Here is a 25,442-nt window from a genome sequence, read left to right as displayed (position 1 = left end):
CGGTCCCGTGCCGGGGGAACCAGGGAACGGACAGAGGCCATGACGGTTTAAGGTGCCTTACGGCAATCTCACGGGGACCGGGCCACGATGAAGCCCGAACACACAGGCTCGTCAAGGAGTGGGGAATGACGGAGGAACGCCGAGACTCGGTCGACGCGCCGGAGGGGACCCCGGCCGAGACCGGGGCCGCGCAGTCCGCAGCGCCTGTCGACCAGACGCCCGCCGGGGCGCCGTCCGACAAGCTGGTCGTCTCCCGCGAGGAGGCCCAGGCGGCCGCTCCGGCGGCGACGATGCTGGACGGCATCGAGGTACGGAACGCGGCGGAGACACCGGCCGTCCCGGACTTCCTGGCCGAGCAGGCGCCGCACGCGCCCGCCTACCGCGTCGAGCAGCCGGTCTACGAGGCCGAGCGCCGCCAGGAGGCCGTGGCCTTCGAGCAGCCCGCCTACGACAAGCCGGCCTTCGCCGCGCCGGACCAGATGCCCGCCTACGCCGGCGGACGGCCGCTGGGCGAGGCCCAGCAGCTCGCCCCGCGCGGCGGGTACGAGGGCCAGTACAGCGGGGCGCAGCAGCTTCCGCCGCAGCAGCCCCAGCAGAACTACGGGGAACGGCCCCGGTACGGGCAGCCCGCCGGGCAGCCGTCCTTCAGCGAGCAGCCGGGCCGCGAGGAGCGTCCGGGGTTCGCCCCGCACCAGCAGGGCGCCTTCTGGCCCGGAACCCGGCCGGCGAGCCCGCCGCCGCCCCCGCCCCTGGTCCCCGGCATGGGCGGCCCGAGCGGCCCCGGCGGCCCCAACTGGGCGCCGGTCCCGCCGCCGCCCACCCCGGCCAGGCGCGGTCCCTCCTCGGTGGTCTTCGTGGTCGCGGGGCTCGTGATCGCCCTGGTGGCCGGCGCGGTCGGTGCCGGCGTCGTGGTCGCGACCGACGACGACAAGCCCTCCAGCGGCATCTCGCTGTCGCCCGCCGACTCCGGCAAGCAGCAGGCCCGCGACCCGCAGTCCGTCGCCGGCATCGCCCAGCGCGTGCTGCCGAGCGTCGTGACGGTCAAGGTCTCCCTGGGCGACGGCAACGGCGGCTCCGGGACGGGCTTCATCGTCAAGGACGGCTACATCATCACCAACAACCACGTGGTGTCGGCCGGCGGCCAGGGCGGCGGCGGCAGCACCCTCGAGGTCGAGTTCAGCGACGGCAAGGAGCTCCCGGCGACCGTCGTGGGCGTCTCCGCCGACAACGACGTGGCCGTGATCAAGGTGACGGGCAGCCACGACCTGCCCCCGCTCGAGCTGGGGGACTCCGACGGCCTGGTCGTCGGCGACCAGGTGATCGCGATCGGCTCACCGCTCGGCCTGGAGGGCTCGGTCACGACCGGGATCATCAGCGCCAAGGGCCGCGTGGTCCCGACCCGCAGCGAGAACGGCGGCGACGGAGCGGTGATCACCGCCCTGCAGACCGACGCGGCGATCAACCCCGGCAACTCGGGCGGCCCGCTGGTCAACGCCGCGGACGGCAAGGTCATCGGCATGAACACCGCGATCGCGAGCCTCGGCAACGGCCAGGAGAGCGGCAGCATCGGCCTCGGCTTCGCCATCCCGATCAAGAAGGTCGCCTCGGTGGCCCAGACCCTGATCAACGGCGGCACGATCAAGAAGACGATCATCGGCATCTCGATCGACACCCAGTACACCGGCGACGGCGTCAAGGTGCTGACCCAGGCCGACGCGAACCGCAAGCCGGTCACCCCCGGCGGCCCGGCCGACAAGGCCGGTCTCAAGGGCGGCGACGTGATCACCGCGTTCGACGGCAAGGCCATGGCCACCCCGGAGGACCTGATCGGCGCGATCACCAGCCACAACCCCGGGGACAAGGTGAAGATCACCTTCAAGCGCGGCAATCAGGAGCAGACCGTGGAAGTGACGCTCGGATCGAGCTGATCGGCGGTTCTTTTACCAGATGGCGACAGATACCCTTGGGGGGCCGGTGAACATCCCGGCCCCCCGCGGTCTTGGAGGAGCACTTGTTCGACATCGGACTCGGTGAGGCGGCCGTCCTGGCGGTCCTCGCCCTGGTCATCTTCGGCGACAAGCTCCCCCAGGTCGCCCAGTCGGCGGGCCGTACCCTGCGCCAGCTCCGGCAGATGGCACAGAACGCCCAGGCGGACCTCAAGGACGGTCTCGGCCCGGAGTTCAGCGACTTCGACCCGCGCGACCTCAACCCCAAGAGCTTCGTCCGCAAGCACCTGTTCGACGACGACGCCGACCCGCTCGGCATGTCGGGCGAGACCGCCGCCGCACCCGCCTACAAGGCCCCGGCGCTGGCCGTCGACGAGCGTCCCCCGTTCGACGCCGAAGCCACCTGATCCTCGAACACCACGAAGAGAAGCGGCCCCACCCGTGAGGGAGGGGCCGCTTCTTCGCGTTCCGGGGATCAGGCGACGGTCGCGTGCGCGGCGAGGGCGCTGCCGCGGGCGCCTGCCATGTCGAGGTCGGTGACCAGGGTGATCGTCGAGGCGGACTCCTGCTCGGACCGCAGGACGGTGTGGGTGCGGACCCGGTCGAGGAACCACTCGCGGAAGTGCGGTGCGGCCTCGACGACGCCGCCGCCGAGGAAGTAGGCGTCGGGGTCGGTGAAGTTGGCGGCGATCGTGAACAGCCGGGCGATGGCCATCGCCTGCTGGTCGAAGACCTTCAGCGCCATCTCGTCACCCTGCTCGCCGAACGAGCGGAGCTGCTTGGCGGCCTTGTTCGCCGACTCGACGGCGTTCAGCGGGTGCTCGGGGTAGCGGGTCAGCCAGTAGGGCAGCAGGTTCTTCTCGATGCCCGTCAGGGACGCGATGCTCTCGGCGTCGCCGTCGAAACCGCAGTTGCAGTGCGGCATCGGCTGCCCGTCCTCCAGGAGGCCGTGCACCGGGATCTGGACGTGGCCGAGCTCGCCCGCCATGCCCGCGGCACCGCTGATGACCTTGCCGTCGACGACGACCCCGCCGCCGAGGCCCGTCCCGACGATCGCCGAGACCGACGACCGGACCGGCGCCTCGTGGCCGAAGAGCTCGTGGTGGGCGTAGAGCGCGGCGGCGTTGCCGTCGTTGTTGTAGATGACCGGGAGCCCGATCCGCTCCTGGAGGGCGGCGCGGAAGTCGAACCCGAACCAGCCGGTGTGGGCGAAGTTCGTCGCGCCCTTGGCCGAGATCACCCCGTCCGCGCTGGCGGGGCCCGGGGTGTCGAGGCCGACGGCCCGCACGTCGGCGCGGTCGACGCCGGTGACCCGGAGGATGTTCTCGAAGGCCTCGGCGAGCGCGGGCACGGCCACCTCCGGCCCCTCCTTGACGAGCGACGGCGACTCGACCAGGGCGTCCACCAGGAACTTCCCCGACGCGTCCAGCACCGTCGCGTTGTTGCACGTCCCGCCGTTGTCCAGCCCGACCACTACCCAGCCCATGCGAACCCTCCTCGATCAACCGTCCGCACGCACCCTACCGGCATATACGCCGAAAATCGCCATAAGCCTTCCGGGTATCTGCCGCGAGAACGCGAAAGGCCCGCGATCCAGGGGATCGCGGGCCTCCCGAAGCCGGGTTACTTCTTGGTCGGCGTGATGTTCAGCGGGCGGCCGAGGAGGCCGCGGGTGCGGCCGGCGAGGGACTCGGCGATGTTCTTGAGCTCGACGGCGGCGGGGGCGTCCGGGTCGGACAGGACCAGCGGCTTGCCGGCGTCGCCGCCCTCGCGCAGCCGGGTGTCCAGGGGCACCTGGCCGAGCAGCGGGACGCGCGCGCCGAGGGTCTTGGTGAGCTCGTCGGCCACGGTCTGGCCGCCGCCCTCGCCGAAGATGTGCTGCTTCTCGCCGCAGTGGTCGCAGATCAGGTACGACATGTTCTCGATCACGCCCGCCACCTGCTGGTGGGTCTGGGCGGCGATGGCGCCCGCGCGCTCGGCGACCTCGGCGGCGGCCTGCTGGGGAGTGGTCACCACGAGGATCTCCGCGGACGGCAGCAGCTGCGCGACGGAGATCGCGATGTCGCCGGTGCCGGGCGGGAGGTCCATGAGGAGGATGTCGAGATCGCCCCAGTAGACGTCCGCGAGGAACTGCTGGAGGGCGCGGTGCAGCATCGGGCCGCGCCACACGACCGGCTGGTTGCCCGGCGTGAACATGCCGACCGAGATCACCTTCACGTCATGCGCCGACGGCGGCATGATCATGTCCTCGACCTTGGTGGGACGGCCGTCGACGCCCAGCATCCGGGGGATCGAGTGGCCGTAGATGTCGGCGTCCACGACGCCGACCTTGCGGCCGAGCGAGGCGAAGGCCACCGCGAGGTTGACCGTCAGGGAGGACTTGCCGACGCCGCCCTTACCGGAGGCGACCGCGTAGACCTTGGTCAGGCTGCTGGGCTTGGCGAACGGGATCTCCTTGGCGGGCTGGCCGCCGCGGAGCGTGGTCTGCAGGTCCTTGCGCTGCTCGTCGCTCATCACGTCGAGCTCGACCTTCACCGAGGCGGCGCCGATCTTCATGACGGCGTCGGTGACGTCCTTGGTGATGCGATCGCGCATCGGACACCCCGCGACCGTCAGGTAGACGCCCACGGTGACCGCGCCGTCGGCACCGAACTCGATGTTCTTCACCATGCCGAGGTCGGTGATCGGGCGGCGGATCTCCGGGTCCTGGACCGTGGCGAGCGCCGCGGTCACCTGCTCGGTCGTCAAAGGGGAGGCCATGCGCCCATGGTATGGAACAGTTCGACCCCGGGCGAACCCAGGGCCCGTGACATTCACCGCGAACGTGCCCGAAACGTCACCGGACGGGATCGCTCCAGGGCAAAGGGCGACCTACGATCGTCCCCGTGACTGAAGTGAGCACCCTCCCGGCGGCGACGATCTCGGCCGAGGAACTGGCAGTCTGGCGCGACCTGCTGCGCGCCCAGGTAACGATCTCCCGTCGGCTGCACCAAGATCTTCTGGCCAGGCACGATCTCGCGCTGGGCTCCTACGACGTCCTCCAGCAGCTCGCCGAGCAGCCCGACGGCCGGCTGCGGATGAACGACCTCGCCGACCGCGTCCTGCTGTCGCGCAGCGGCCTGACCCGGCTGGTCGACCGGCTCCAGCGCGACGGCCTGGTGCGCCGGGAGTCCTGCACGAGCGACGCCCGGGGGCTGTTCGCCGTCCTGACCATGCAGGGCCGCGAGACCCTGGCCACCGCCACCGTGACCCACCACCGGGGCGTCCGGGAGCACCTGCTGGGCCGCCTGGACGGCCAGGAGCTCGGGCAGCTTCAGGCGATTCTCCACAAGCTGGCCGAAGACGAGCAGATCGCCCTCTCGGCCTGACCGGTCAGGGCGCCTCGGGCTGCCGGTCGTCCCTGGCGTCGAGCTCCTTGAGGAACTGCTGGAGCTCCGAGCGCAGGTAGTCGCGCGTGGCGACCTCGCCGAGGGCCTGGCGGAGCCCGGCGATCTCCCGGGTGAGGTACTCGGTGTCGGCGATCGACCGCTCGTTCTGCGCGCGGTCGCGCTCGTACTGGACCCGGTCGCGGTCGGCCTGACGGTTCTGGGCGAGCAGGATCAGCGGCGCCGCGTAGGACGCCTGGAGCGACAGCGTGAAGGTCAGGAAGATGAACGGGTAGGGGTCGAAGCGCAGCCCGGACGGGGCCACGGCGTTCCAGAGCACCCAGACCGCGATGATCCCCGTCATGTAGACGAGGAACCGGGCCGTGCCCATGAAGCGGGCGATCCGCTCCGACATCCGGCCGAACGACTCGGGGTCGTAGGCGGGAACGAGCTTGCGGCGCGTGTCGCGCGGCTGGTCGAGGCGGCCGGGGGTCACGGCTCGTCCCCGGTGTCCATGACGCCCTCGCGCCAGTCCTCGGGCAGGAGGTGGTCGAGGACGTCGTCGATGGTGACCGCGCCGAGCATGCGGCCGTCCTCGTCGACGACGGCGGCCGACACCAGGTTGTAGATCGCCAGATGTCCCGCGACGGTCTCGAGCGACATCGTGGGGCGCAGCGGCGACAGGGCCCGGTCGACGATGCCGCCGACGAGCGTCGAGGGCGGGTCGCGCAGCAGCCGCTGGAAGTGGACGGTGCCGAGGTAGCGTCCGGTGGGCGTCTCGGTCGGCGGCCGGCAGACGTAGACCTGGGCGGCGAGCGCGGGGTTCAGGTCGGGGTTGCGGATCTGGGCGAGGGCCTCGGCGACGGTCGAGTCCGGCGGGAGGATCACCGGTTCGGTGGTCATGAGGCCGCCCGCGGTGTTGTCGGCGTAGGAGAGCAGCCGCCGGACGGGCTCGGCCTCGTCGGGCTCCATCAGCCGCAGGAGCTGCTCGCGCTGGTCGACGGGGAGCTCGCCGAGCAGGTCGGCGGCGTCGTCGGGGCCCATCGCCTCCAGGACGTCGGCGGCGCGGTCCATGTGCAGCTTGCTGAGGATCTCGACCTGGTCGTCCTCGGGGAGCTCCTCGAGGATGTCGGCGAGACGCTCGTCGTCGAGGGCGGCGGCGACCTCTCCGCGGCGCTTCGGCGTCAGCTCGTGGATCACGTTGGCGAGGTCGGCGGGCTTCATCCGCTCGAAGGCCGCGATCAGGCTGGCCGCGCCCTGCTGCTCCTCGGCGACCCCGAACCCGGTGATCGACTCCCATTCCACGACGATGGTCTCGCCGCGCCGCCGCAGCTTGCCGTTGCGCCGCACGGCGACCCGGGCGATCTCCCAGTCGCGGGTGCGCAGCGGCTCCATGGCGACGTCGATGGCGATGAAGTCCTCACCGCCGACCTTGACCTTGCGATCCAGCATCTCGGCGATCGCCAGCGTCTCGGCGGCGCGCTGGGAGAAGCGCCGCATGTTGAGGCGGCCGTTGAAGATCACGGCATCGGCGTCGATGGTCGTCACCCGGGTGATCGGCAGGAACACCGGCCGGCGCGGCGGTACGTCGACGACCAGGCCCAGCACGCGGGGGCGGCGCTGGTCGGACCGCAGGGCGACGACCACGTCGCGGACGCGCCCGACCTGCTCGCCTGCCGGGTCGAAGACGGCGATCCCGGCCAGGCGCGCGACGAACACCCTCGACGGCCCCGAGCTCATGCCCTGAGGCTACCCAAGATCGACAAGCCTGAACGGACCACCCATACCGAACTCCACGTCCGCCCAGGTCAGAGCTGGTGCGAAGCGCGGACCACGTTCAGGCGGACGGGGGCCGGAGGCGGCGGGGACGTCCGCTCGGCCCGGGGAGAGGACCGGGGGACCCGGCGCGGGGAGCGGGACGACGCGGCGGGGGAGAGGGAGGGAAGGGGGCCGAGCCCCAGCCGGTCGGCGACCCGCTGGAGCCCCGCCGCCAGGTCGGCGGCGAGCCGGTCCTCGTCGAGGACGTCCAGGTACAGAAGATCCTGTTCGAGCCGGACGGTCGTGCGGCCACGGGTCAGGCCGTTCCAGATGCCGCCGACGGCGGGGGCGCCGCCGTCCCGTTCGAGGCGGGCATGGACGATCAGCGACTGGAGCCCGGCCGGAAGCCACCACTCCATCCACTCGGGCGAGGTGTTGATCGTGTCCGCCAGCGCCGTCACGGCCGTGCTGTAGGGGGCGTCGTCCGGCACCGGGCCGTAGGGACCGAAGAGGTCCACGACGAACCAGTCGCCCTCGGACAGGTCGGGTTCGTAGAGATCCGGTACGCGCTGCGGAACGCCGAAAAGCGAGCGCCGGTAGGGCTCCAGATGCTCGCGCAGCAGATGCCACTGGCGCTGCGACGCGAACTGGTTGAGGTGGTTGTCCTCGTAGCGCAGGGCGAGGGTGAAGGCGCTGGCCGCCAGCTCCCGCAGCTCCTCGGAGACCTCGAAGAGGTTGCGCCCGAGCCAGTGGTGGGCCTCCTCGTCGGCCTCCGGCGCGATCCCCGACAGCCGCGCCGCGATCAGGCACGCCACGGCGAGCGCCGCCTCGGACGCGCCCTCGTTGACGTACTCCTCGTTGTCCTCGAGGAAGTCGACGAGCAGGTCGGTCATCGCGGCGACCACGTCGTCGGCCTCGTCGAGGTCCCAAAGAACGTCCGAAGCCTCGTCGCTGTCGAACGTGCCCGCAAAGGGCAGATCCATGGCCTTCCTTCCACTGGGGGGTGGCCAGGAAGGTTACCCGTCCCTTTATGTGCCCTTGACGCGGTAGGGCGGGGCGGAGACCGGCGCTATCGGTCGATCTTGCGGCGCTTGCCGCCGATCATGAAGGGCTTGCGGGTGGTATTGGCGGCGGGGGTCTCGACGGGGCGGACGGCGGCGTAGCCGTCCGGCGGGGGGAGGATCTCGCCCGTCGGGGTGAGCTTGAGCAGCCAGGACTGGTGGGACCAGCGGGGGACGGGGTTGTGGGCCTTGCCGCGCTCGTGCTCGTCCTCCGGCTGGGGGCGGGCGTTGAGGCGCTCCTTGAACAGCAGCGGGGTGATCTCGTCCCATTCCGGGGTGCCGGCCGGGATCTCGGCGACCTCGGCGACCCAGCGGACGAGCTGGGAGCCCTTGTCCTTGCTGCGGACCAGCACGGTGACCGTCGAGGCCTCCGGCAGGCCGGGGAGCGGCTGCTCGTCCGCGCCGCCGGTGAGCACGTAGGCGGCGCCGTCGTGCCAGAGATGCCAGGCGGGACGGGCCCGGTCGAGCTCGAGCCAGACCAGGCCCGACTTCTTCATCGCCTCGTCGACGAGCGCCTCTGTCATGGCACTCATCATGACGGGTGGCCGCCGCGTTGGGGAACCTGCCCTCGGGCCCCGGCACGTCCCCTCGGTAATCTCGCCGCATGCAGCGTTCGCGTCGTACGACCCTGGCCGTGCCCGGCAGCAGTGCCCGCTTCATCGAGAAGGCCCAGAGCCTGCCCGCCGACGAGATCTTCCTCGACCTCGAGGACGCCGTCGCGGAGGACGCCAAGGCCGAGGCCCGCAAGAACGTGGTGGCGGCGCTCAACGAGGGTGACTGGTCGGGGAAGGTGCGGGCGGTCCGCGTCAACGCCCTCGACACCCCCTGGACCTACAAGGACGTCATCGAGGTGGTCGAGGGGGCGGGCGCCCACCTCGACTGCGTCATGCTCCCCAAGGTCGGTGACCCGTCCGACGTCCTCTGGCTCGACAAGCTCCTCACCCAGATCGAGCGCTCGGCCGGCCTGCCGGTCGGCGGCATCGGCATCGAGGCCCAGATCGAGGACGCGAAGGGCCTCATCAACGTCGACGCGATCGCCGCGTCCTCGCCCCGCCTGGAGACCCTGATCTTCGGCCCCGGCGACTTCATGGCGTCGATCAACATGAAGACGCTGGTCGTCGGCGAGCAGCCCCCCGGCTACGACGAGGGCGACGCCTACCACTACATCCTCATGCGCATCCTGATGGCGGCCCGCGCCTACGACCTCCAGGCCATCGACGGCCCGTACTTCAACATCCGCGACGTCGACGCCTTCACCCGCGTCGCCCGCCGCAGCGCCGCCCTCGGCTTCGACGGCAAGTGGGTCCTGCACCCCGCCCAGATCGACGCCGGCAACGAGGTCTTCTCCCCGTCCCAGGACGACTACGACCACGCCGAGCTCATCCTCGAGGCCTACCACCACTCCACGACGGTCGAGAAGCGCGGCGCCGCCACCCTCGGCGACGAGATGATCGACGAGGCCTCCCGCAAGATGGCCCTCGTCATCGCCGCCAAGGGCCGCGCCGCCGGTCTCACCCGCACCAGGACCTTCACCCCCGAGGCCGGCACCCCCGGCGTCAGCCGAGGATGAGGGGAAGGGCTCCGGCGAAGGGGCCGAGGGCGGCCGTCTCGGCCTCTGTCGGGGCGCGGCGGCCGGTACCCGCGCGGAGGGCGTCCTCGTCGGAGAACGAGGCGGGGAACGGGGTTCCCGCGATCCGCTCCAGGGCCGTGCGGGACGCCGCGAGGGTCTCGGCGGGCGGGGCGGGGGCCGCGGCGAGGTGGGCGACCAGGTCGAGGTGGTGGAGCGTCCACTCCAGGACGTAGACGGACAGGAAGTCGGCGACCGTGATGATCTCGTCGCGGGTGCCGACCCGGCCGGCGGGATCGGCGAGGGCGGCGGCGCGGTCCGCGGCGGAACCGAGGTCGTCGAGGTGGTGCTTCAGCAGGCGCGGCTCGCCGTAGGCGTCGGCCAGGCGGGGGATCAGCGCGTCGAACGGGTCGTCGCCGGTCGGCGGCTCCACGAGGTGCCAGTAGGTGACCTCGTCCACGGTCGGCTCCCCCTCGGCGGGCGTGACCAGGGTGATCAGCACGTCCTGCGCGCCGAGGGTCAGGTGGCAGGCCAGATCGCGGACGAGCCAGCCCGCACAGCCCGACGGCCGCTCGAAGTCCTCGTCCGGAAGGTCGCCGATGGCCGCCATCAACGCCGTCAGGGAGCGCGAGAAGAGATCCATTCACCCCACGCTAATCCGTCGGACCCCTGCCGGCGGCGCATTCCCCTCACCCCGGCGAGGACAGGTGGTCGCGCAGGAGGACGTGCTCGAACTGGTAGACGGCGCCGAACTGGCGCAGGACGCCCCGGTGACAGGCGTCGTCGAGGAAGGCGGTCAGCTCCCAGGGGAGGGCGCCGGTCGCCGCCGACCAGACGCGGGAGGCGGCGAACTCGGCCCAGGGGTTGCGGCTGAACAGGGTCAGGGCCGTGCACAGGGCGATGGCCGCGCTCGGGGCGGGTTCGGCCTCGCCGAAGGTCAGGCCCGCCGCACAGCCGACGGCCGCGGCGGGGAACCAGAGGTAGGTCAGGGTCCAGCGCCTGCTCGCGCGGATCGTCCGGCGGGGGCTGACGCCGGACGACGCGTCGAACCCGCCGAAGGCGCCCCCGAACATCGCCATCACCCCGGCGGCGCCCGCGAGGACCAGGCCGGCCAGCGCTCCCGTCGAGAAGGAGCCCCCGCCGATCAGGCTTCCGAGGCCCATGACCGGCGCGCCCAGGCCGCCGGTGAGCGCGACGACCAGCGCGACGCCGAAGAGCCGCAGCCGCAGGGAGTGCCCGCGCCGGAAGAGCCCCGTCATGCCGCGCTGGTAGGTCGAGCTCGGCGGATACAGGGCGTTGCCCAGGCCGAGCGCGATCGCCATGGCCACGCCGGTCGCCGGGTCCGCGGCGAGGACCACGCACAGGCCCGCGGGGAGGGCGGCGGTGAGGAACCTCGCCGGGCGCGGCACCCGCGTGTAGAGCTCCCACCAGGCGATCTCGGTGGCATGGCGCCTCCGTGCGTGGCGGGCCAGCGTCCCGAGCCACTTCGCGGCGTCCGATCGCCGCCAGTGGTCGGCGTCGACCGGCGGATCGGGGTAGGCGGCCGGGACGGTGAGATCGAGCAGCCGCCGGAGGACGGCCGCCCGGTCCGGCAGGGACAGCAGCTCGCCGGGGTCGGCGTCCACCCCGCGGTAGGCGACGCGGGCGAGGGACACCGCCAGCGGCGTCCTGAGCGCCTGGGCGAGCGGCCCGGACGGATCGGCGCGCAGCCTGCCGAACACCGCCGACCACCGCCGCGCGACCAGCGGCAGGGCCGCCCCGCGCAGGTAGGAGACGACGTCCTCGACGCCCAGCGACGCGATCTCGACCACGGCGGCGCCGCGCAGCTGCGCACCCCCGGCGATGATCCGCCGGTAGTCGTCGCCGCGGCACGTCAGCAGCACCGGAGCCGCTCCCGTGCCCCGCGAGAGGTTCTGGTTGATCTGCTCGACCGCCAGCGGCCGCAAGGCGGGCGTCATCTCGTCCAGCCCGTCCAGGACGGGCACGATGCCCTCCACCGGAACCTCGCCCGAGATGCCGTAGTCGCTCGCCAGGCGCTGCCCGATCCACACGTGGAGCGAGTGCTCGCGCGGATCCCAGGTCGGCAGCCGCAGGAGCACGGGCACCCGCAGCTCGAGGGGGACGCGCTGTTCCGCCCAGCCGGATCGCGGAACGACGGTGTCCCGGCGCTCGATCCAGTCGAGGACGAACCGCGCGGCCAGGGCGCTCTTGCCCGCTCCCGGGTCGCCGAGCAGCACGACCCGGTGGGTCGGGACCGTCCCCGAGACCAGGCCGAGCAGGTCGCCGCCGTCCCCGTCGAAGGACACGGCACGGTCTTCGCCGGTGATCGTCTCCCAGTGGTCGCTCACCGGGGGTCCCACCGTCCGCCAGCCGACCCGCAGGTCGGCCTGGTGCTGCTGCCGGCTGCGCCACTGCGCGTCCGCGACGCCCCGCACCACCTCGGCCAGCCGCTGGAGCTGCCCGTGGACGATCTCCGCAGGCGTCTCGCGGACCACGACGCTGACGTTCCCGGCCACCCCCGAGATCATCACCACGGATCCGGCGACATAGCTGTTCGACACCGTCTGGTCCATATGCCCCACTCTGCCGAAGCCGGCCGTGCCGGACCGGGGGAGTTGTCCCATCGTGACGCGGGCTCCGTGACACCGCCCGCTCTCCGGTAAGCGGGTGCTGACTAGAATCTCGTTCTATGTATACCGAGGGGCTTTCCGACGTCCAAGAGGCGATCGTCGCGGCGGTGCGGGACTTCGTGGAGAAGGAGGTGCTGCCGGTCGCGACGGAGCTCGAGCACGCGGACGAGTACCCGGAGCGGATCGTCGCGGGGATGAGGGAGCTCGGCCTGTTCGGGCTCATGATCCCCGAGGAGTACGGCGGGGCGGGGGAGTCGCTGCTGACCTACGCGCTGGCCGTCGAGCAGCTCGCCCGGGGCTGGATGTCGGTCAGCGGGATCATCAACACGCACTTCATCGTCGCCTGGATGATCATGCAGCACGGGACCGAGGAGCAGAAGGCGCGGTTCCTGCCCCGGATGGCGACCGGGGAGGTGCGCGGGGCCTTCTCCATGTCGGAGCCGGGCTGCGGGTCGGACGTCTCGGCGATCACGACCAGGGCCGTCCGGGACGGTGACGGGTACGCGATCACCGGGCAGAAGTACTGGCTCACCAACGGCGCCACCGCGACGCTCGTCGCCACCCTCACCCGCACCTCACCGGACGGCGGCCACCGCGGCATGTCCACCTTCCTGGTGGAGAAGGCGCCGGGTTACGGCGAGGTCGAGCCGGGCCTGACCATCCCCGGCAAGATCGAGAAGATGGGTTACAAGGGAGTCGAGACCACCGAGCTGATCTTCGACGGCCACCGGGTGCCGGAGTCCGCGCTGCTGGGCGGGGTCGAGGGCCGCGGCTTCTTCCAGATGATGGACGGGGTCGAGGTCGGCCGGGTGAACGTCGCCGCCCGGGCCTGCGGGATGGCCCAGCGGGCGCTGGAGCTGGCCGTCGCCTACGCCAAGGAGCGGCGCGCGTTCGGGGTGCCGATCGCCGAGCACCAGGCCGTCCGGTTCCGGATCGCGGAGATGGCGACCAAGGTCGAGGCCGGCCACCAGATGGTCCTGATGGCCGCCCGCCGCAAGGAGCACGGACGCAACGACCTCGAGGCGGGCATGGCCAAGCTCCTCGCGGGCGAGTACTGCAAGGAGGTCGTCGAGGACTCCCTCCGCATCCACGGCGGCTTCGGCTACTCCAAGGACTCGGAGATCGAGCGCCTCTACCGCGAGGCCCCCATGCTCCTCATCGGCGAGGGCACCGCCGACATCCAGAAAATGATCATCGCCAAGCGCCTCCTCGGCTGAGACGCCTCAGGGGCGTTCGGCGAGGCGGGCCAGGCGGCGGAGGCCGACGCGCATGAAGAGCCGGAAGGGCGGGCCGATGATCTTCCAGGGGAGGCCGCCCAGGGGTGGGGCGAGGCGTTCGCCCCACTCGACGGCGCAGCCGCCGCCGGGCAGCGGGGTGGTGGCGAACCAGCCTTCGCCGCGGACCAGGCGGCCGGTGTGGACGACCTCCACACGGCGGCCCGGTTCCCAGGCGGTGATGGTCATCGTGTCCAGGAAGGCGATCGGGCCGACGCCCGTCCAGCCCTTGATCACGGCTCCGTTGCCCGTTCCGCCCTCGGCCCTGGTGAAGGGCATCCACTCGCCGTGGCGGGGCCAGTCCGTGAGGACCTCGAACACCCGCTCCGCCGGGGCACTGCTCGTCACTTCGACCCGATCGATCACCTTCCGATCAGACCACATCAGCCGGGCGGCGCGCCGAAACGCCACCCCTCGGCCAGGAGGGCGTCGACCGCCGCGACGGCCTGCGCCAGCCGCTCGGCCGGGGTGCCCGTCACCAGGAGGTGCCGCCGGCCCTTGAGCTCGACGGTGAACCGGTCGTGCATGGCCTCGCGGATCGTCTCGCCGTCCCGCCAGCCGTCCTGCTCGAACGGGACGCCGTGGACGTCGGTGAGGATCCACAGGTCGTGCCGGGCCGCCGGATGTTCCTCCAGGGGCAGGTTCAGATAGCGCTCGTGCCAGACGGTCGTGGCGAAGGCGTCGGTGTCGCAGACCAGGAGCGGGGAGCCGGTCCTGGCGGCGGCGTCCTCCCAGGCGAGCTGCCTGTCCATGATCAGCCTGAACTCGGACGACTCCCAGGGCAGGTCGTCGAGCCAGGCGTCCGGGCTGGTCAGCCGGGTGCGTCCGAGCTTCTCCTCGCAGTAGGTCCTGCCGTACTCGGGGACCCAGCGGGTCGCCGCCCAGACGCCGCCGCGGGCGGCGTAGGCGGCGGCGAGCGAACGGGCGAGGGTGGTCGTGCCCGACGACTCCGCGCCGACGACCACCACCCGCCTGGCCAGCGCGGCGCGCACCGCGGGCGACAGATGGTGCCAGGTCGCGGGGGGATCGGCCCGCACCGCGGTCCCGCTGACGGGGAAGGCCTCGCGGGCCACGTCCACGAGAAGGGCGCGCGCGCCGAACCGCCGGGCCAGCTCCTCCACATAGGGCTCGGAGCCGAACACCGCGTCGATGACCGGCTCGGTGCCCCACAGCGACCGCAGCCCGTGCCGGAAGACCTCGACGTGCGCCGACCAGACGTCGGCGTCGTCGTAGTCGACCGGCACGTCGTCGAGCACGGCCGCGAAGTGGACGTTCGGCTGCGGATGGGCCTCGCGCAGCCAGGCCGCCCGGTCGGCCAGCGGGACGGTCTCCGAGGACGCCGCCGCGACCACGACCGTCACGGTCTCGCAGGCCGCCGCGGCGGTGTCGATGAGATGGTGATGACCCGCGTGCGGCGGATAGAACTTGCCGATGACCAGCCCGTGCGTCATGCCGCCACCAGCCTTCCCTGTCCCAGCTCCGCGCGCCAGGCCCGCAGCCCGGCCACGCAGAGCGCCAGGAACACCAGGTAGAGCGCGCTCGTCAGGTACAGCTCCTTGTGGGCGTAGAGCGGGATGTAGACGAGATCGGCGAGGATCCACAGCCACCAGGACTCGGCCAGCTTGCGGCACTGCCCGTAGGTCGCGGCCAGGGAGATCGCGGTGGTGACCGCGTCCCAGAACGGGACGGTCGACTCCGTCCACGTGGTCAGGACCAGGTACATGACGGCCGTCGACCCCGCGAGGCCGGCCGCGATCCAGCCCCACTCCACCCGCGACGTCCGCCGGACGACCTCCGCGGTCCTGCCCTCGCCGCCGTAGACCCACGCCCACCAGCCGTAGGCGTTGAGGACGACGTAGACCACCTGGAGGGAGGCGTCGGCGTAGAGCCCGCTGTCGAGGAAGATCAGCCCCAGCAGGATCACGTTGAGGATGCCGATCGGCCAGTTCCACAGATGCTGCCGCACCACCAGCCACACGCAGAGCGCGCCGGTGGTGAAGCCGAGCACCTCGCCCCACGAGGTCGGCGTGCCCCCGAGGGTGAAGGCGGGTTCGAGCAGTGGCTCGATGAGCTGGTGCAACATCGCGACCTCCAAAATCGTCAACCAGACGATAACGGGGCGGCGGCCCTCCTGCCAACGGTTTTTCTCATGATGAGTCTTACTTCACGATCCGTCTTCGGCGTCCGTCTTCAGCATCCGTCTTCACCGTGCTATGACGTCTGCATGGACCCGCTGGAGAACCTGCGCTCGCTCTGCCTGGCGCTGCCCGAGGTCACCGAGCGTCCGAGCCACGGCGAACCGGTCTGGTTCGTGCGCGGCAGGAAGGCCTTCGTGATGTTCGCCGACCACCATCACGACGACCGGCTCGCGTTCTGGTGCGCCGCCCCGCCCGGGGCGCAGGAGGCGTGCGTGGCCGCCGATCCGGAGACCTACTTCAGGCCGCCCTATGTCGGCCATCGCGGCTGGCTGGGCGTCCGGCTCGACGTCGCACCCGACTGGACGGCCGTCGGCGAGCACGTTCTGGACGCCTACCGGCAGGTCGCCCCGCGAACCCTGGTCGCACGGCTCGACGCCCAGGACTGATCACGGAGAATGGGGGTACCCCTCCCCGCGTCCGAGAAGGAGGTGCCCGATGTTCGACGACATCCCCCTGTGGCTCTACGCCGTGCTCGCCGTCGTGGCCGTGGTGACGATCTTCCTGGCCGTCCGCGTGCTGGTCCGGCTCTACGGGCTGCGCAGGCGCGTGCACGCCCCCGACGCCCCCGGCACCGCCAGGTTCGCCTACTACGCGGCCTGGCTCTACGCGATCAGCCCCGTCGACTTCCTCCCCGATCCGATCTACCTGGACGACATCGGCGTGGTCCTGGCCGCGATCGCCACCATCGAGCGCCTCACCCGCCGCGACCGCGAGAACTCCGGTCCGGTCACGATCCGACCCTGATCATCAGCTTCCGGATCACGCTGCGTAGTGTCGGTCCCATGGAGCACGACGCCTCGGCACCCGATCCCGCCGGTCCGCCGTCCTGGACGCCCCCGGACGGCGTCGGCCCCACCTTCCTGCCGCCCGAGGACGTCCCCCGGTGGCCCCGCCTGCCCGAGGACACCGCCCTGCGGCCGCCCGCCCCCGAATGGCCGTCCGGCGGGCCCGTCCCCGGCGGCCCGCGGCAGCCGGTTCCGGCCGCCGGGCAGCCTTATCCCGCACAGCCCTATCCCGCACAGCCCTATCCCGCACAGCCCTATCCCGCGCCCGGCGCGCCGCGGCCCGCCGTCGCGGCCCCGCCGCACGGTCCCGGAGTGCCCCGGGCGGGCGGTCCCGCCTACGAGCTCCCGTCGCCGTACCCGGGGTGGACGTGGGACGGCGCCCGGTGGGTGGCCGTGCCCCGGCAGCCCTGGGCCGTGCCGGTCGAGCCGGGGGTGCCGTTCCTGAGGATGGGCCGGAACGCGGTCTTCCGCTGGTGGCGGCCCGTCGTCGGGTTCCTGGCGCTGGCCGCGGCGGTGCTCGGCACGATGCTGGTGCTGCTCATCGCCGGCGGCATCGCGCACTGGACGATCACCGGGGACGAGGCGCCGCTCGAGGACGGCATGTTCGGGAACGTCACCGAGGACCTGGCCTTCCAGCTCGCCGGGCTCGCACTCGTGCTGCCGTGGGTGCTGCTGGTGACCTGGGGCGTCGGGCGGCGGGCCGCCGGGAGCGTGATCTCCGTCGTGGGGCGGATGCGGTGGCGCTGGCTGGCCGCCTGCTGCGGCCTCGGGGTGGCCTTCGTCGCCGTCTCCTACGCGCTGAGCGCCGGGGTCTCCGTCGTCTTCGAGGCGGACGACGAGGCCGCGGAGTTCGTGGGCTGGGCGGAGTTCTGGAAGCCCGCCCTGGTCATCGTGCTGCTCGTGCCGTTCCAGTCGGCGGCCGAGGAGTTCGTGTTCCGCGGCTGGCTGCTCCAGGCCGTGGGCTCCTACAAGGCGCTGCGCGGCCCGCTGCCCGCGATGGTCCTCACCAGCGTGCTCTTCGTGCTCGGCCACGGCTACACCGGCTGGGCGATGCTCGACATCTTCGTGTTCGCGATGGTCGCGGCGTGGCTCGTCATCAGGACCGGCGGCCTGGAGGCCTCGATCGCGCTGCACGTCCTCAACAACCTGCTGGCGTTCCTGCTGCCCGCCGCCGCCGGGACGCTCTCCCTCGAGCAGGGCGGCGCTCCCTGGTACGCCCTGCTCACGACCGTCCCCCCGCTGATCCTCTACGCCCTGGCGGTCCTGCTCCTGGCCCGCCGGATGCGCGTCGGGACCGTCACGCCGGGCGGCCCGGAGACGACGGAGACCCGTACCGATGCGGTACGGGTCTCCACCGAGGGCGTCGCTTGACCGCGGACGTCGCTCAACGGGCGTTGGGGTCCTGGCCGCCGGCGCCGAAGACCTGGGTCCACTCGCCGGGCTGCTGGCCGGGCTGGGGCTGGCCGTAGGGCTGCTGCGGGGAAACCGGCTGCTGGCCGTACGGCGGGGCCGGGGGCTGCTGGCCGTAGCCCTGGGGCTGCTGCTGGTAGCCGGGCTGCTGGCCGTAGGGCTGCTGCGGTGCGGCGGGCGGCTGCTGGCCGTAGGGCTGCGGCTGGCCGAACTGCGGCTGCTGCTGCGGGAACTGCGCCTGACCGAACTGCGCCTGCGGGGCGGGGGCGCCGGCGAACTGCGCGTGCCACTGCTGAATGCCCTGGACCTTGAGCGGGAACTCGCGGTCGGGCATCGAGAAGTAGTTCATCGGCGCCCAGGAGCGCTTGGACGAGCCGTCGGCGAGGGTGAACAGCACCCGGTCCTGGAACCAGAACTTGGTCGGCTGCACCGAGGTGATCTGGTTCCACGGGACGGTCCTGGTCTGCCAGCCGCGGAAGGTCACGCCCTGCTGGCCGAGGTCGAGCCCGAACCTCGCGTACAGGAAGTAGTAGCCGACCATCGCACCGGCGATGACCAGCGTGAACAGGCCGCTGGCGAAGCTGATCACGAACCGGAGCAGCGCGAGGACGGCGAACACCCCGGCGAGGACCAGATACACCTTCCGCTGTCGCTCGGTCAGCCGGAACTGGATCTCTTGCATCGGGGCGCCCCTCAGGTCGTGCGGTGGAGTCGATTTTACTCGGGTATGACTCGCCAGGACCTTAGTGCGTTCACCAGTCCTGCGGTCATCTCGAGTGAGTTCAGCGACCCGAACGGCTGCCACCGCGCGTCGGCGGCGTCCGAACCGGCGAGGAGTTCCCCGCCGACGACCGTCGCCCGGTAGTCGAACACCTCGTAGACGAGGGTCCGCGGCCCCCAGAAACCGGGCCTGAGCACCGGACCGTCCGGCGGGACCGGCACCGGGATCTCGACCCGGCCGAGGAACTCCCCGGCCTCGACGGCCAGACCCGTCTCCTCCAGGACCTCCCGCACGAGGGCCGCCGCGTCGGACTCGCCCGCCTCCACCCGGCCGCCGGGGATCGACCACAGCCCCGCGCCGGGGGGACGTCGCCGCCGCACCAGGAGCAAAGCGTCATCCCGGACGATCACCGCTCCCACGCACCGCACCCCACCAGTAAAGACTTTTGGGAACTACATAGCGAATCTCCCTTGACTTGGAGCCCCCGAACGGCGACTGTGAGTAATCGTGAGGCCGGAACCGACCTGTCCACGGTGCCGTGGACACCTAGAACCGCCGAACGCGTGGTCCAGCGAATGGGTCTGCGCGTCGCACGGGCCCGTGCTGCCGCTGCTGGCCGGGAGCCCGTCGAAGGAGGGCCTGGCGGCCGTCCGCAAGAACGCGAAGGTCCCGCTCTGGCTGCCGTGGCCGCTGCCGCTCGGCTGGCTGGTCACCGGCTTCCTCCACGCGGGCGACGCCCGCGAGGGCGCGCGGGCCACCGGCGTGGCCCTCACCGGACCGGGCCTGACCTCCGGCCCCGCCGACATGATCATGATCTCCGAGGAGCCCGGCGTGGGCCTCGGCGCCCACCTCGCGGGGATCCCGGGCCCCGACCCCGGCGACGGCTTCGCCCAGGGGCCGCCGCACGCCAAGGTCACCGCCGAGGGACGCCCGCTGCCGCTGTGGGCGGTCGAGGCCGGGCCCGACCGCGCCGTCTATCTCGGAGAGGCCATGGGTCACTGGCTGTGGGCGATCCTGTGGCCGAGCCAGGCGGGCGCGCTGATGATCGGCGATCTTCACCTCTGCGACCTGCGCGAACCCGGCATCGATCTCGACCTGCCCTACGGAGCGGCCTGCCCGTGGCTGGAGGGGACCCCGGGCACCTGACGCCGCCCCGCCCGCGCGGCCACGCACAACTCTCCGCGGACGCAGTGCGTTCTCTCGTCCAAGCCGGATAGTCTGCCTCCGTGACTGCGCGCATTGAACAAGTTGTGACGAGTGGCCCGGTAACGCTGGACGACGAGAAGTTCACCGTCGAGGTCAACTCGTGGGTCGTCGGCGACGACGACGCCGTGATCGTGATCGACCCGGCCAACGACGCCGAGGCCGTCCTCAAGGTCGTCGACGGACGGGAGGTGATGGCCGTCGTGTGCACCAACGGGCGCGACAACGTGCTGAGCACCGTCCTGGAGGTCGCCTCCGACGAGGAGCGCGGCGACGCCGAGATCCTCCTGCACCGCGGCGACCGCAGCCTGTGGCGCGACTTCTTCCGCCAGCTCGCCCTCGAGACCGAGGACGAGGAGCTCAAGTCCCTCGAGCCCGACCAGTACCTCGAGGACGGCGGCACCTTCGAGATCGCCGGCATCCAGCTGGAGGTGCTGCACACCCCCGGGTTCACCCCCGGCAGCGTCTCGCTGTACAGCGAGGGCGACGCGGTGCTGTTCACGGGCCACACCCTCCTGCGCGGCAAGCCCGGCTCGATCGGCGACGAGTACCCCGAGCTGCACACCCAGCTCAACTCCATCAGCGCCCAGTTCGGCCAGATCCCCGGCGACACGCGCGTCCTGCCCGCCCAGGGCGAGGAGACCACGGTCGGCGAGGAGGCCGACCGCTGGGAATCCTGGTACTCGCTGTCCAACCGCTCCGACGAGGACGCCTGACCGCACACCCCTCGGCCGCGAGCGTCGGGCCGAGAGCGTCGGGCCGAGAGTGTCGGACGGAGAGTGTCAGACCCTTTGCGTAGGGTCGGTCGCCGGACGACTTTTGGAGTAGAGGCGTGGAGCAGCTCGGACTCGAGGGCATGCCGCGGCGGTTGTACTCGTGCACACCGTCGCGGCTGAACAACTGGCTCGACTGCCCGCGCCGGTACCGCATGACCTACCTGGACCGGCCCATGCCGTCCAAGGGCCTGCCGTGGGCGCACAACAGCATGGGCGCGGCCGTGCACAACGCGCTCGCCGCGTGGTGGCGCCTGCCCGTCGCCGACCGCACGGCGGCGCCCGCCGGCACCCTGCTGAGCAGGGGCTGGCTCACCGACGGTTTCCGTGACGGCGAGCAGTCGGCGGCCTGGCGCGAGCGCGCACGCGTCATGGTCGAGGACTACGCCGCCGCCCTCGATCCGCTCGACGAGCCGGCCGGGGTGGAACGCACCGTCGCCACCAAGACCGAGGTCATCGCCGTTTCGGGCCGCATCGACCGGCTGGACGACCGGGGCGCCGAGCTGGCCGTCGTCGACTACAAGACCGGCCGCCGCCCCCTGACCTCCGACGACGCCCGCGGCTCCCTGGCCCTCGCCCTGTACGCGATCGCCTCCTCCCGCGTGCTGCGCAAGCCCTGCCACACCGTCGAGCTCCACCATCTGCCGACCGGCACGGTGGCGTCCTGGCGGCACACCGACGAGTCCCTGGCCCGCCATCTGGGCCGCGCCGAGGCCATCGCGGCCGAGTGCGCCGACGCCGACGACGCCTACCGCACGAAGATCCCCAAGCCGCGCCGCCCGGTCGACGCCCCGCCCGACCACGCCCCCTATGACGAGGTCTTCCCGCCCTCGACCGGCCCGCTGTGCGGCTGGTGCGACTTCGCCCGGCACTGCCCCGAGGGCCAGGCCGCGACCACCCGCAGGGAACCGTGGGCCGCCCTGGACGACCACCCCGCCGTCACCTGACGGCGGGGCACCGTCCCGCGGCCTCTCAGGCGGAGGTCAGGGGACGGGCGGCAGGCCAGCGGCGGGGGTCACGGAGCCCGTAGAGGCCCTTGGAGAGGTCGTAGCCGTCGGCCGACAGCCGCTGCCGGGCGCGTCCGAGCATGTCGCGGGTGGGCTTCATGAACGCGTAGTCGTGCACGGGCTCCGGCAGGGAGTTCACGGCCAGGCGGAACGAGCGCAGCGCGGCCGTCACGGCGGGCTGGGGCACCTCGGGCAGCATCCCGTACATCTCGCGCGCCCAGGCGGGGAGCGAGTAGTAGCAGAGCGCGCCGAAGGGGAAGTAGGCGGGCTTGCCGGGGGACAGGAAGCGCAGGTTCTCCGGCAGCTTCGGCCAGATGAGGAACTTGGCCGTCGCGCGGGCCTCCTCGGTCACCCGCAGCCGCGGGCGCATGTCGTGGAAGTAGGCCTCCGTCTCGGCCACCGTGCCGGGGATGTCCTCGGCGTGCAGGCCGACGTGGGTGGCGGTGTGCCGCTGCTCGTCGAGGTACTGGTCGCACATCTTCGCCGTCAGGGGGAGCCCCGCGCGGCGGGCGGTCTCGAGGTAGGAGTAGACCTCGGCGCAGTGCACCCAGCGCAGCAGCTCCGGCTGGTCGAGACGCTCGGTCCTGCCGGTGTCGTGGTTGAGGATGCGCAGGCGGCGGTGGATGCCGCGGACCTTGGCCGCGAGCTCGTCGATCTCCTCGTGGGAGCCGAAGGTCGCCATGCCCACGAAGTCGGCGGTCCGCTGGAGCCGTCCGAACGGGTCCTCCTGGAAGTTGGAGTTCTGCCAGACCCCCCACATGGCCATCGGGTGCAGCGCCTGGAGCATGAGGCTCCGTACGCCGCCGATCCACATCGACCGGTCGATGTGGACCCGCCACGTGACGCTCTCCGGAGCCGCGACCGTCGCCGCCATAGCCACCTCCCATGAGACAAATTCCGATAAGTGTATCGTTACCTCCCGGTCGAGTAGGAAGGGGTGCATGACTTCCCTCTATCCCCCGATCGAGCCCTACGCGTCCGGCCTGCTCGACGTCGGCGACGGGCAGCGGATCCACTGGGAGGAGTGCGGGAACCCCGGCGGCAAGCCCGCGGTCTTCCTGCACGGAGGCCCCGGAGGCGGGCTGGTGCCCGGCAGCGCCCGCTGGTTCGACCCGGAGGCCTACCGCGTCATCCTGCTCGACCAGCGCAACTGCGGCCGCAGCACCCCGCACGCGGGGGATCCGGGGGTGACGCTGGAGGCCAACACGACCGCCCATCTCGTCGCCGACCTCGAACGGCTCCGCGAGCACCGGGGCGTCGAGCGGTGGCTGGTGTTCGGCGGATCGTGGGGGAGCACCCTCGCCCTGGCCTACGCCCTCGCCCACCCGGCCCGGGTGAGCGAGCTGGTCCTGCGCGGGATCTACCTCGCCACCGCCGCCGACGAGGACTGGGCCTTCACCGGCTCCGGCGCGGCCCGGCTGTTCCCCGAGGAGTGGGCGGCGTTCCTCGCGCCGGTCCCGCCGGCCCGGCGCGGCGACCTCCTGGCCGCCTACGGGCGCCTCCTGTCCGACCCCGACCCGGCGGTCCACCTCCCGGCGGCGCGCGCCTGGGCGGGCTGGGAGCTGTCGGCCGGCACCCTGCTGCCGGTGCCGCCCCCCGACCTCGACGACCGGCTGCTGCTGGCCTTCGCCCGGATCGAGCAGCACTACTTCGCCCACCGCTGCTTCCTCGGCGACGGCCTCCTCACCGACCTGGACCCGGTCCGCGGCATCCCGTGCGCGATCGTCAACGGCCGCTACGACATGAAGACGCCCCCCGACGCCGCCTTCGCCCTGCGCGACGCCTGGCCGGAGGCCGATCTCCGGATCGTGGAGGACGCGGGCCACGGCGCCTCCGAGCCCGGAACCCTGGCCGCCCTCATCGCCGCGACCGACCGCTTCCGCCCCTGAGGCGCCCGGATCGCCCGTGGGAGACGCCAGGAAGGCGCCGGTCTAGCGACGTTCGGCGGCGTTCCAGAAGTCGGTCAGGGCATGGGCCGTGGTCTCCGGGGCGTCCCAGGCGGGGGAGTGGGCGGCGCCGGGGATGACCACCCGGGACGCGTCGAGCCGGTCGGCCATCGCCGCCTGGACGCGCGGATCCCACACGTCGTCGTCCTCGCCGCACAGGACCATGATCGGCAGATCGGCGTCGTCGGCGACCTTGGCGAGCTCGTCCACCCTGTCGACGGCGCTCAGCAGCTCGCCCGCCATGCCGATCAGCCCCTGGGGGCAGTTGCCGACGCTCCGCTCCCGCAGGAACTCCACGATCTCCGCGGGATGGCCGGCGGCCAGGGCGTCGGGGCCGATCTTGAGTTCGAAGATCTCGGCCATGGTCAGCGTGGCCAGCGCCTCGCGCAGTGCCCCCGCCCGCAGCGCCGACGGCCCGGTCACCGCGGAGGGGCCCGACGACATGAGCGTGAAGGAGGCGATCCCGGTCGGATCGGCCAGGACGGTCTCGCGGGTGACGAGCCCGCCGAAGGAGTGCCCGACCAGGTGGACGGGGTTCGGGCCCATCAGCTCGACCAGCGCGTCGACGTCGGCGCCCAGGGCCGGGATGCCATAGGCCGCCGGATCCTGCGGGCTGCCCTCGGACTGGTACTGCCCGCGCATGTCGACCGCCACGACCCTGCGGCCGCCGCCCGTCAGGGTCTGCAGGACGCCGAGGAAGTCCTCCTTGCTCCCGGTGAAGCCCGGCACCAGCAGCGCTGGACAGCGTTCGGGCTCACCCACCGGCAGCGCCTCGAGCACGGCGAAGCTCCCGCGCTCCGTGCGCAGGCTGGTGCGTCGGACGACGGGGGGCAGATCGAGAAACCGGGGCGTACTCACGGTGCTTCAACCTACCTAACCGAAGCGGCCCTCCGCCTTCTCCGCCATCTCCTACCGGTAACTTGTGGCTTCATGGCCCTGGTTTCCGCCCACCGGCGCGACTCAGACGACGAACCGACCGCCCTGGCCCGAGCCCTTTCCACCGGCGCCGAGTACGTGGAACTGGACATCCGGCGCGGCCCTGCGGGCGACCTCCTGGTGAGCCACGACCGGCTGACCGGAATACCCCGGACGGGCGTCCTCGACGCCCTGAAGCTCCTTCAGGGGCGCGCCAAGGCCCATCTGGACCTGAAGGAGGAGGGGCACGAGCTCACCGTCGTCGAGATGACGGAGGAGATCATGGGCCCCGGGAACTACGTGGTCACCACGAAGTCGCCCCGCTCCATCCGGACGATCAAGGACGCCAGGCCCGAGGTCCACTGCGCGCTGTCGGTCGGTAGATCTTTCTGGGAGCGCGGTTTCGTGTCCGACATCGGGCCCGTCAACCGGATCAGGGCCTGCGGGGCGGACTGGGTCGCCCTCAACTACCGGCTGGCCGGGCTGGGCGTCCTCGACCGCTGCGCCAAGGCCGGCTTTCCCGCGATGCTCTGGACGATCAACGACCTGCCGACCATCCGGCGCTACATCCACGATCCGCGGGTGGCCGTCCTGATCACCGACCGTCCGGCCGAGGCCCTCGCCCTCCGGCTGTCCACCAGGGGCTGACCCCGGAAAGCGAAGATCCGTCCGGTCACCGACCGGACGGATCTGCTGCTCACCGCGGCTACTCCGCCTCGGCCTCGGGGGCCTTGCGGGCGCGGGTCCTGCGGACCGGCTTGGTCTCGGTCTCGGCGGCCGGGGCCTGCGCCGGTTCGGCCGCCTTGCGGGTCCTGGTCCGCTTCGGCGCCGCCTCCGGAGCCTCCGCGGCGGGCTCCGCGTCGGCGGCGGCCGTGCGGCGGGC

At 72.1% G+C, this 25,442-nt stretch carries 28 protein-coding genes; 13 read left to right on the top strand and 15 right to left on the bottom strand.

Features of this window, described 5'->3' with window-relative positions; genetic code table 11:
• Positions 1-125: 125 nt before the first annotated feature.
• Together ABD785_RS30700 and ABD785_RS30695 are read left to right on the top strand one after the other, a co-directional pair.
• Positions 126-1,928 carry a S1C family serine protease gene (locus ABD785_RS30700; protein ID WP_344835351.1) on the top strand — a complete coding sequence of 601 codons (1,803 nt, stop codon included), beginning with the start codon at positions 126-128 and terminating at the stop codon, positions 1,926-1,928.
• Positions 1,929-2,011: 83 nt separating this feature from the next.
• Positions 2,012-2,353, top strand: coding sequence for a sec-independent translocase (locus ABD785_RS30695; protein WP_344835349.1), 342 nt, complete (start codon positions 2,012-2,014; stop codon positions 2,351-2,353).
• A 68-nt stretch (positions 2,354-2,421) separates the two neighbouring features.
• On the opposite strand, the gene ABD785_RS30690 is transcribed toward ABD785_RS30695, so the two are convergent.
• Both ABD785_RS30690 and ABD785_RS30685 read right to left on the bottom strand, forming a co-directional pair.
• Complete coding sequence (locus tag ABD785_RS30690) at positions 2,422-3,432, bottom strand: ROK family protein (RefSeq protein ID WP_344835347.1); 1,011 nt, start codon at positions 3,430-3,432, stop codon at positions 2,422-2,424.
• A gap of 137 nt (positions 3,433-3,569) precedes the next feature.
• On the bottom strand, positions 3,570-4,706 hold the full coding sequence (locus ABD785_RS30685) for an Mrp/NBP35 family ATP-binding protein (protein ID WP_344835346.1): 1,137 nt from the start codon (positions 4,704-4,706) through the stop codon (positions 3,570-3,572).
• 125 nt (positions 4,707-4,831) lie between these two features.
• On the opposite strand from ABD785_RS30685, the gene ABD785_RS30680 reads away from it, so the two are divergent.
• Positions 4,832-5,314, top strand: a complete 483-nt coding sequence (locus ABD785_RS30680) for a MarR family winged helix-turn-helix transcriptional regulator (protein WP_344835345.1) — start codon at positions 4,832-4,834, stop codon at positions 5,312-5,314.
• Between the two features lie 4 nt (positions 5,315-5,318).
• Here the strand turns inward: ABD785_RS30680 and ABD785_RS30675 are convergent, their stop codons facing one another.
• The 4 genes from ABD785_RS30675 to ABD785_RS30660 all read right to left on the bottom strand — a co-directional run bounded on the left by ABD785_RS30675 (position 5,319) and on the right by ABD785_RS30660 (position 8,654).
• A complete protein-coding gene (locus tag ABD785_RS30675; RefSeq protein ID WP_344835344.1) occupies positions 5,319-5,807 on the bottom strand; it encodes a DUF1003 domain-containing protein in 489 nt (162 codons plus the stop codon).
• Positions 5,804-7,051 carry a magnesium transporter MgtE N-terminal domain-containing protein gene (locus ABD785_RS30670; RefSeq protein WP_344835343.1) on the bottom strand — a complete coding sequence of 416 codons (1,248 nt, stop codon included), beginning with the start codon at positions 7,049-7,051 and terminating at the stop codon, positions 5,804-5,806. Before ABD785_RS30670 ends, ABD785_RS30675 begins: the two co-directional genes overlap by 4 nt.
• A gap of 68 nt (positions 7,052-7,119) precedes the next feature.
• On the bottom strand, positions 7,120-8,052 hold the full coding sequence (locus ABD785_RS30665) for a DUF4259 domain-containing protein (RefSeq protein ID WP_344835342.1): 933 nt from the start codon (positions 8,050-8,052) through the stop codon (positions 7,120-7,122).
• A gap of 86 nt (positions 8,053-8,138) precedes the next feature.
• The gene (locus ABD785_RS30660) at positions 8,139-8,654 is read right to left on the bottom strand and encodes a hypothetical protein (protein ID WP_344835341.1); all 516 of its coding nucleotides are present in this window, start codon (positions 8,652-8,654) and stop codon (positions 8,139-8,141) included.
• 80 nt (positions 8,655-8,734) lie between these two features.
• On the opposite strand from ABD785_RS30660, the gene ABD785_RS30655 reads away from it, so the two are divergent.
• Positions 8,735-9,700, top strand: a complete 966-nt coding sequence (locus ABD785_RS30655) for an HpcH/HpaI aldolase/citrate lyase family protein (protein ID WP_344835340.1) — start codon at positions 8,735-8,737, stop codon at positions 9,698-9,700.
• Here ABD785_RS30655 and ABD785_RS30650 read toward each other — a convergent pair.
• Positions 9,687-10,340 (bottom strand): maleylpyruvate isomerase N-terminal domain-containing protein, encoded by a 654-nt coding sequence (locus tag ABD785_RS30650; RefSeq protein ID WP_344835339.1) that lies wholly within the window; start codon positions 10,338-10,340, stop codon positions 9,687-9,689. The two genes, ABD785_RS30655 and ABD785_RS30650, sit on opposite strands and share 14 nt — an antisense overlap.
• 46 nt (positions 10,341-10,386) lie before the next feature.
• Positions 10,387-12,270, bottom strand: a complete 1,884-nt coding sequence (locus ABD785_RS30645; RefSeq protein WP_344835337.1) for an NACHT domain-containing protein — start codon at positions 12,268-12,270, stop codon at positions 10,387-10,389.
• A 116-nt stretch (positions 12,271-12,386) separates the two neighbouring features.
• Here ABD785_RS30645 and ABD785_RS30640 point away from each other — a divergent pair, with 116 nt between their 5' ends.
• Complete coding sequence (locus tag ABD785_RS30640) at positions 12,387-13,544, top strand: acyl-CoA dehydrogenase family protein (RefSeq protein WP_344835336.1); 1,158 nt, start codon at positions 12,387-12,389, stop codon at positions 13,542-13,544.
• A 6-nt stretch (positions 13,545-13,550) separates the two neighbouring features.
• On the opposite strand, the gene ABD785_RS30635 is transcribed toward ABD785_RS30640, so the two are convergent.
• From ABD785_RS30635 to pnuC, 3 genes are read right to left on the bottom strand one after another with little or no spacing between them, the layout of a single operon-like run.
• Positions 13,551-13,967 carry an SRPBCC family protein gene (locus tag ABD785_RS30635; RefSeq protein WP_344835335.1) on the bottom strand — a complete coding sequence of 139 codons (417 nt, stop codon included), beginning with the start codon at positions 13,965-13,967 and terminating at the stop codon, positions 13,551-13,553.
• Between the two features lie 17 nt (positions 13,968-13,984).
• Complete coding sequence (locus ABD785_RS30630) at positions 13,985-15,052, bottom strand: AAA family ATPase (protein ID WP_344835334.1); 1,068 nt, start codon at positions 15,050-15,052, stop codon at positions 13,985-13,987.
• Complete coding sequence (gene pnuC / locus ABD785_RS30625) at positions 15,049-15,684, bottom strand: nicotinamide riboside transporter PnuC (protein WP_344835332.1); 636 nt, start codon at positions 15,682-15,684, stop codon at positions 15,049-15,051. Before pnuC ends, ABD785_RS30630 begins: the two co-directional genes overlap by 4 nt.
• Before the next feature lie 141 nt (positions 15,685-15,825).
• On the opposite strand from pnuC, the gene ABD785_RS30620 reads away from it, so the two are divergent.
• From ABD785_RS30620 to ABD785_RS30610, 3 genes are read left to right on the top strand one after another with little or no spacing between them, the layout of a single operon-like run.
• A complete protein-coding gene (locus tag ABD785_RS30620) occupies positions 15,826-16,185 on the top strand; it encodes an MmcQ/YjbR family DNA-binding protein (protein ID WP_344835330.1) in 360 nt (119 codons plus the stop codon).
• A gap of 49 nt (positions 16,186-16,234) precedes the next feature.
• Positions 16,235-16,543 (top strand): YkvA family protein, encoded by a 309-nt coding sequence (locus ABD785_RS30615; RefSeq protein WP_344835328.1) that lies wholly within the window; start codon positions 16,235-16,237, stop codon positions 16,541-16,543.
• Between the two features lie 38 nt (positions 16,544-16,581).
• Positions 16,582-17,955, top strand: a complete 1,374-nt coding sequence (locus ABD785_RS30610; RefSeq protein ID WP_344835326.1) for a CPBP family intramembrane glutamic endopeptidase — start codon at positions 16,582-16,584, stop codon at positions 17,953-17,955.
• 13 nt (positions 17,956-17,968) lie between these two features.
• On the opposite strand, the gene ABD785_RS30605 is transcribed toward ABD785_RS30610, so the two are convergent.
• The gene (locus ABD785_RS30605; RefSeq protein ID WP_344835324.1) at positions 17,969-18,676 is read right to left on the bottom strand and encodes a hypothetical protein; all 708 of its coding nucleotides are present in this window, start codon (positions 18,674-18,676) and stop codon (positions 17,969-17,971) included.
• A gap of 35 nt (positions 18,677-18,711) precedes the next feature.
• Positions 18,712-19,134 carry an NUDIX hydrolase gene (locus ABD785_RS30600; protein WP_344835322.1) on the bottom strand — a complete coding sequence of 141 codons (423 nt, stop codon included), beginning with the start codon at positions 19,132-19,134 and terminating at the stop codon, positions 18,712-18,714.
• Between the two features lie 88 nt (positions 19,135-19,222).
• On the opposite strand from ABD785_RS30600, the gene ABD785_RS30595 reads away from it, so the two are divergent.
• The 3 genes from ABD785_RS30595 to ABD785_RS30585 all read left to right on the top strand — a co-directional run bounded on the left by ABD785_RS30595 (position 19,223) and on the right by ABD785_RS30585 (position 21,638).
• A complete protein-coding gene (locus tag ABD785_RS30595; RefSeq protein ID WP_344835321.1) occupies positions 19,223-19,861 on the top strand; it encodes a DUF6758 family protein in 639 nt (212 codons plus the stop codon).
• A 104-nt stretch (positions 19,862-19,965) separates the two neighbouring features.
• Positions 19,966-20,634: an MBL fold metallo-hydrolase gene (locus tag ABD785_RS30590; RefSeq protein WP_344835320.1), complete on the top strand. Its 669-nt coding sequence runs from the start codon at positions 19,966-19,968 to the stop codon at positions 20,632-20,634.
• Positions 20,635-20,750: 116 nt separating this feature from the next.
• Positions 20,751-21,638, top strand: a complete 888-nt coding sequence (locus tag ABD785_RS30585) for a RecB family exonuclease (protein WP_344835318.1) — start codon at positions 20,751-20,753, stop codon at positions 21,636-21,638.
• A gap of 25 nt (positions 21,639-21,663) precedes the next feature.
• Here ABD785_RS30585 and ABD785_RS30580 read toward each other — a convergent pair whose 3' ends face one another.
• Positions 21,664-22,572 carry an oxygenase MpaB family protein gene (locus ABD785_RS30580; RefSeq protein ID WP_344835316.1) on the bottom strand — a complete coding sequence of 303 codons (909 nt, stop codon included), beginning with the start codon at positions 22,570-22,572 and terminating at the stop codon, positions 21,664-21,666.
• Positions 22,573-22,639: 67 nt separating this feature from the next.
• Between ABD785_RS30580 and pip the strand changes: the two genes are divergently transcribed.
• A complete protein-coding gene (gene pip, locus ABD785_RS30575) occupies positions 22,640-23,587 on the top strand; it encodes a prolyl aminopeptidase (RefSeq protein WP_344835314.1) in 948 nt (315 codons plus the stop codon).
• 42 nt (positions 23,588-23,629) lie between these two features.
• Here pip and ABD785_RS30570 read toward each other — a convergent pair whose 3' ends face one another.
• Complete coding sequence (locus tag ABD785_RS30570; RefSeq protein ID WP_344835312.1) at positions 23,630-24,502, bottom strand: alpha/beta fold hydrolase; 873 nt, start codon at positions 24,500-24,502, stop codon at positions 23,630-23,632.
• Between the two features lie 72 nt (positions 24,503-24,574).
• On the opposite strand from ABD785_RS30570, the gene ABD785_RS30565 reads away from it, so the two are divergent.
• Complete coding sequence (locus ABD785_RS30565) at positions 24,575-25,207, top strand: glycerophosphodiester phosphodiesterase (protein WP_344835310.1); 633 nt, start codon at positions 24,575-24,577, stop codon at positions 25,205-25,207.
• Positions 25,208-25,442: the final 235 nt, after the last annotated feature.

It is taken from the genome of Actinocorallia longicatena (assembly GCF_039534125.1).
Classification (GTDB): Bacteria; Actinomycetota; Actinomycetes; order Streptosporangiales; family Streptosporangiaceae; genus Actinocorallia; species Actinocorallia longicatena.
Note: the sequence above shows the minus strand (reverse complement) of the source record. Positions and strands in the feature narration are given on the sequence as shown.

What these genes read in the sequence shown, in the direction of transcription:
- ABD785_RS30605 (WP_344835324.1), bottom strand. Translation starts at nt 18,676, where the DNA reads ATGCAAGAGATCCAGTTCCGGCTGACCGAGCGACAGCGGAAGGTGTAT.
- ABD785_RS30650 (WP_344835339.1), bottom strand. Translation starts at nt 10,340, where the DNA reads ATGGATCTCTTCTCGCGCTCCCTGACGGCGTTGATGGCGGCCATCGGC.
- ABD785_RS30690 (WP_344835347.1), bottom strand. Translation starts at nt 3,432, where the DNA reads ATGGGCTGGGTAGTGGTCGGGCTGGACAACGGCGGGACGTGCAACAAC.
- ABD785_RS30565 (WP_344835310.1), top strand. Translation starts at nt 24,575, where the DNA reads ATGGCCCTGGTTTCCGCCCACCGGCGCGACTCAGACGACGAACCGACC.
- pip (WP_344835314.1), top strand. Translation starts at nt 22,640, where the DNA reads ATGACTTCCCTCTATCCCCCGATCGAGCCCTACGCGTCCGGCCTGCTC.
- ABD785_RS30700 (WP_344835351.1), top strand. Translation starts at nt 126, where the DNA reads ATGACGGAGGAACGCCGAGACTCGGTCGACGCGCCGGAGGGGACCCCG.
- ABD785_RS30660 (WP_344835341.1), bottom strand. Translation starts at nt 8,654, where the DNA reads ATGACAGAGGCGCTCGTCGACGAGGCGATGAAGAAGTCGGGCCTGGTC.
- ABD785_RS30610 (WP_344835326.1), top strand. Translation starts at nt 16,582, where the DNA reads ATGGAGCACGACGCCTCGGCACCCGATCCCGCCGGTCCGCCGTCCTGG.
- ABD785_RS30670 (WP_344835343.1), bottom strand. Translation starts at nt 7,051, where the DNA reads ATGAGCTCGGGGCCGTCGAGGGTGTTCGTCGCGCGCCTGGCCGGGATC.
- pnuC (WP_344835332.1), bottom strand. Translation starts at nt 15,684, where the DNA reads ATGTTGCACCAGCTCATCGAGCCACTGCTCGAACCCGCCTTCACCCTC.
- ABD785_RS30630 (WP_344835334.1), bottom strand. Translation starts at nt 15,052, where the DNA reads ATGACGCACGGGCTGGTCATCGGCAAGTTCTATCCGCCGCACGCGGGT.
- ABD785_RS30645 (WP_344835337.1), bottom strand. Translation starts at nt 12,270, where the DNA reads ATGGACCAGACGGTGTCGAACAGCTATGTCGCCGGATCCGTGGTGATG.
- ABD785_RS30640 (WP_344835336.1), top strand. Translation starts at nt 12,387, where the DNA reads ATGTATACCGAGGGGCTTTCCGACGTCCAAGAGGCGATCGTCGCGGCG.
- ABD785_RS30685 (WP_344835346.1), bottom strand. Translation starts at nt 4,706, where the DNA reads ATGGCCTCCCCTTTGACGACCGAGCAGGTGACCGCGGCGCTCGCCACG.
- ABD785_RS30655 (WP_344835340.1), top strand. Translation starts at nt 8,735, where the DNA reads ATGCAGCGTTCGCGTCGTACGACCCTGGCCGTGCCCGGCAGCAGTGCC.
- ABD785_RS30580 (WP_344835316.1), bottom strand. Translation starts at nt 22,572, where the DNA reads ATGGCGGCGACGGTCGCGGCTCCGGAGAGCGTCACGTGGCGGGTCCAC.
- ABD785_RS30620 (WP_344835330.1), top strand. Translation starts at nt 15,826, where the DNA reads ATGGACCCGCTGGAGAACCTGCGCTCGCTCTGCCTGGCGCTGCCCGAG.
- ABD785_RS30665 (WP_344835342.1), bottom strand. Translation starts at nt 8,052, where the DNA reads ATGGATCTGCCCTTTGCGGGCACGTTCGACAGCGACGAGGCTTCGGAC.
- ABD785_RS30615 (WP_344835328.1), top strand. Translation starts at nt 16,235, where the DNA reads ATGTTCGACGACATCCCCCTGTGGCTCTACGCCGTGCTCGCCGTCGTG.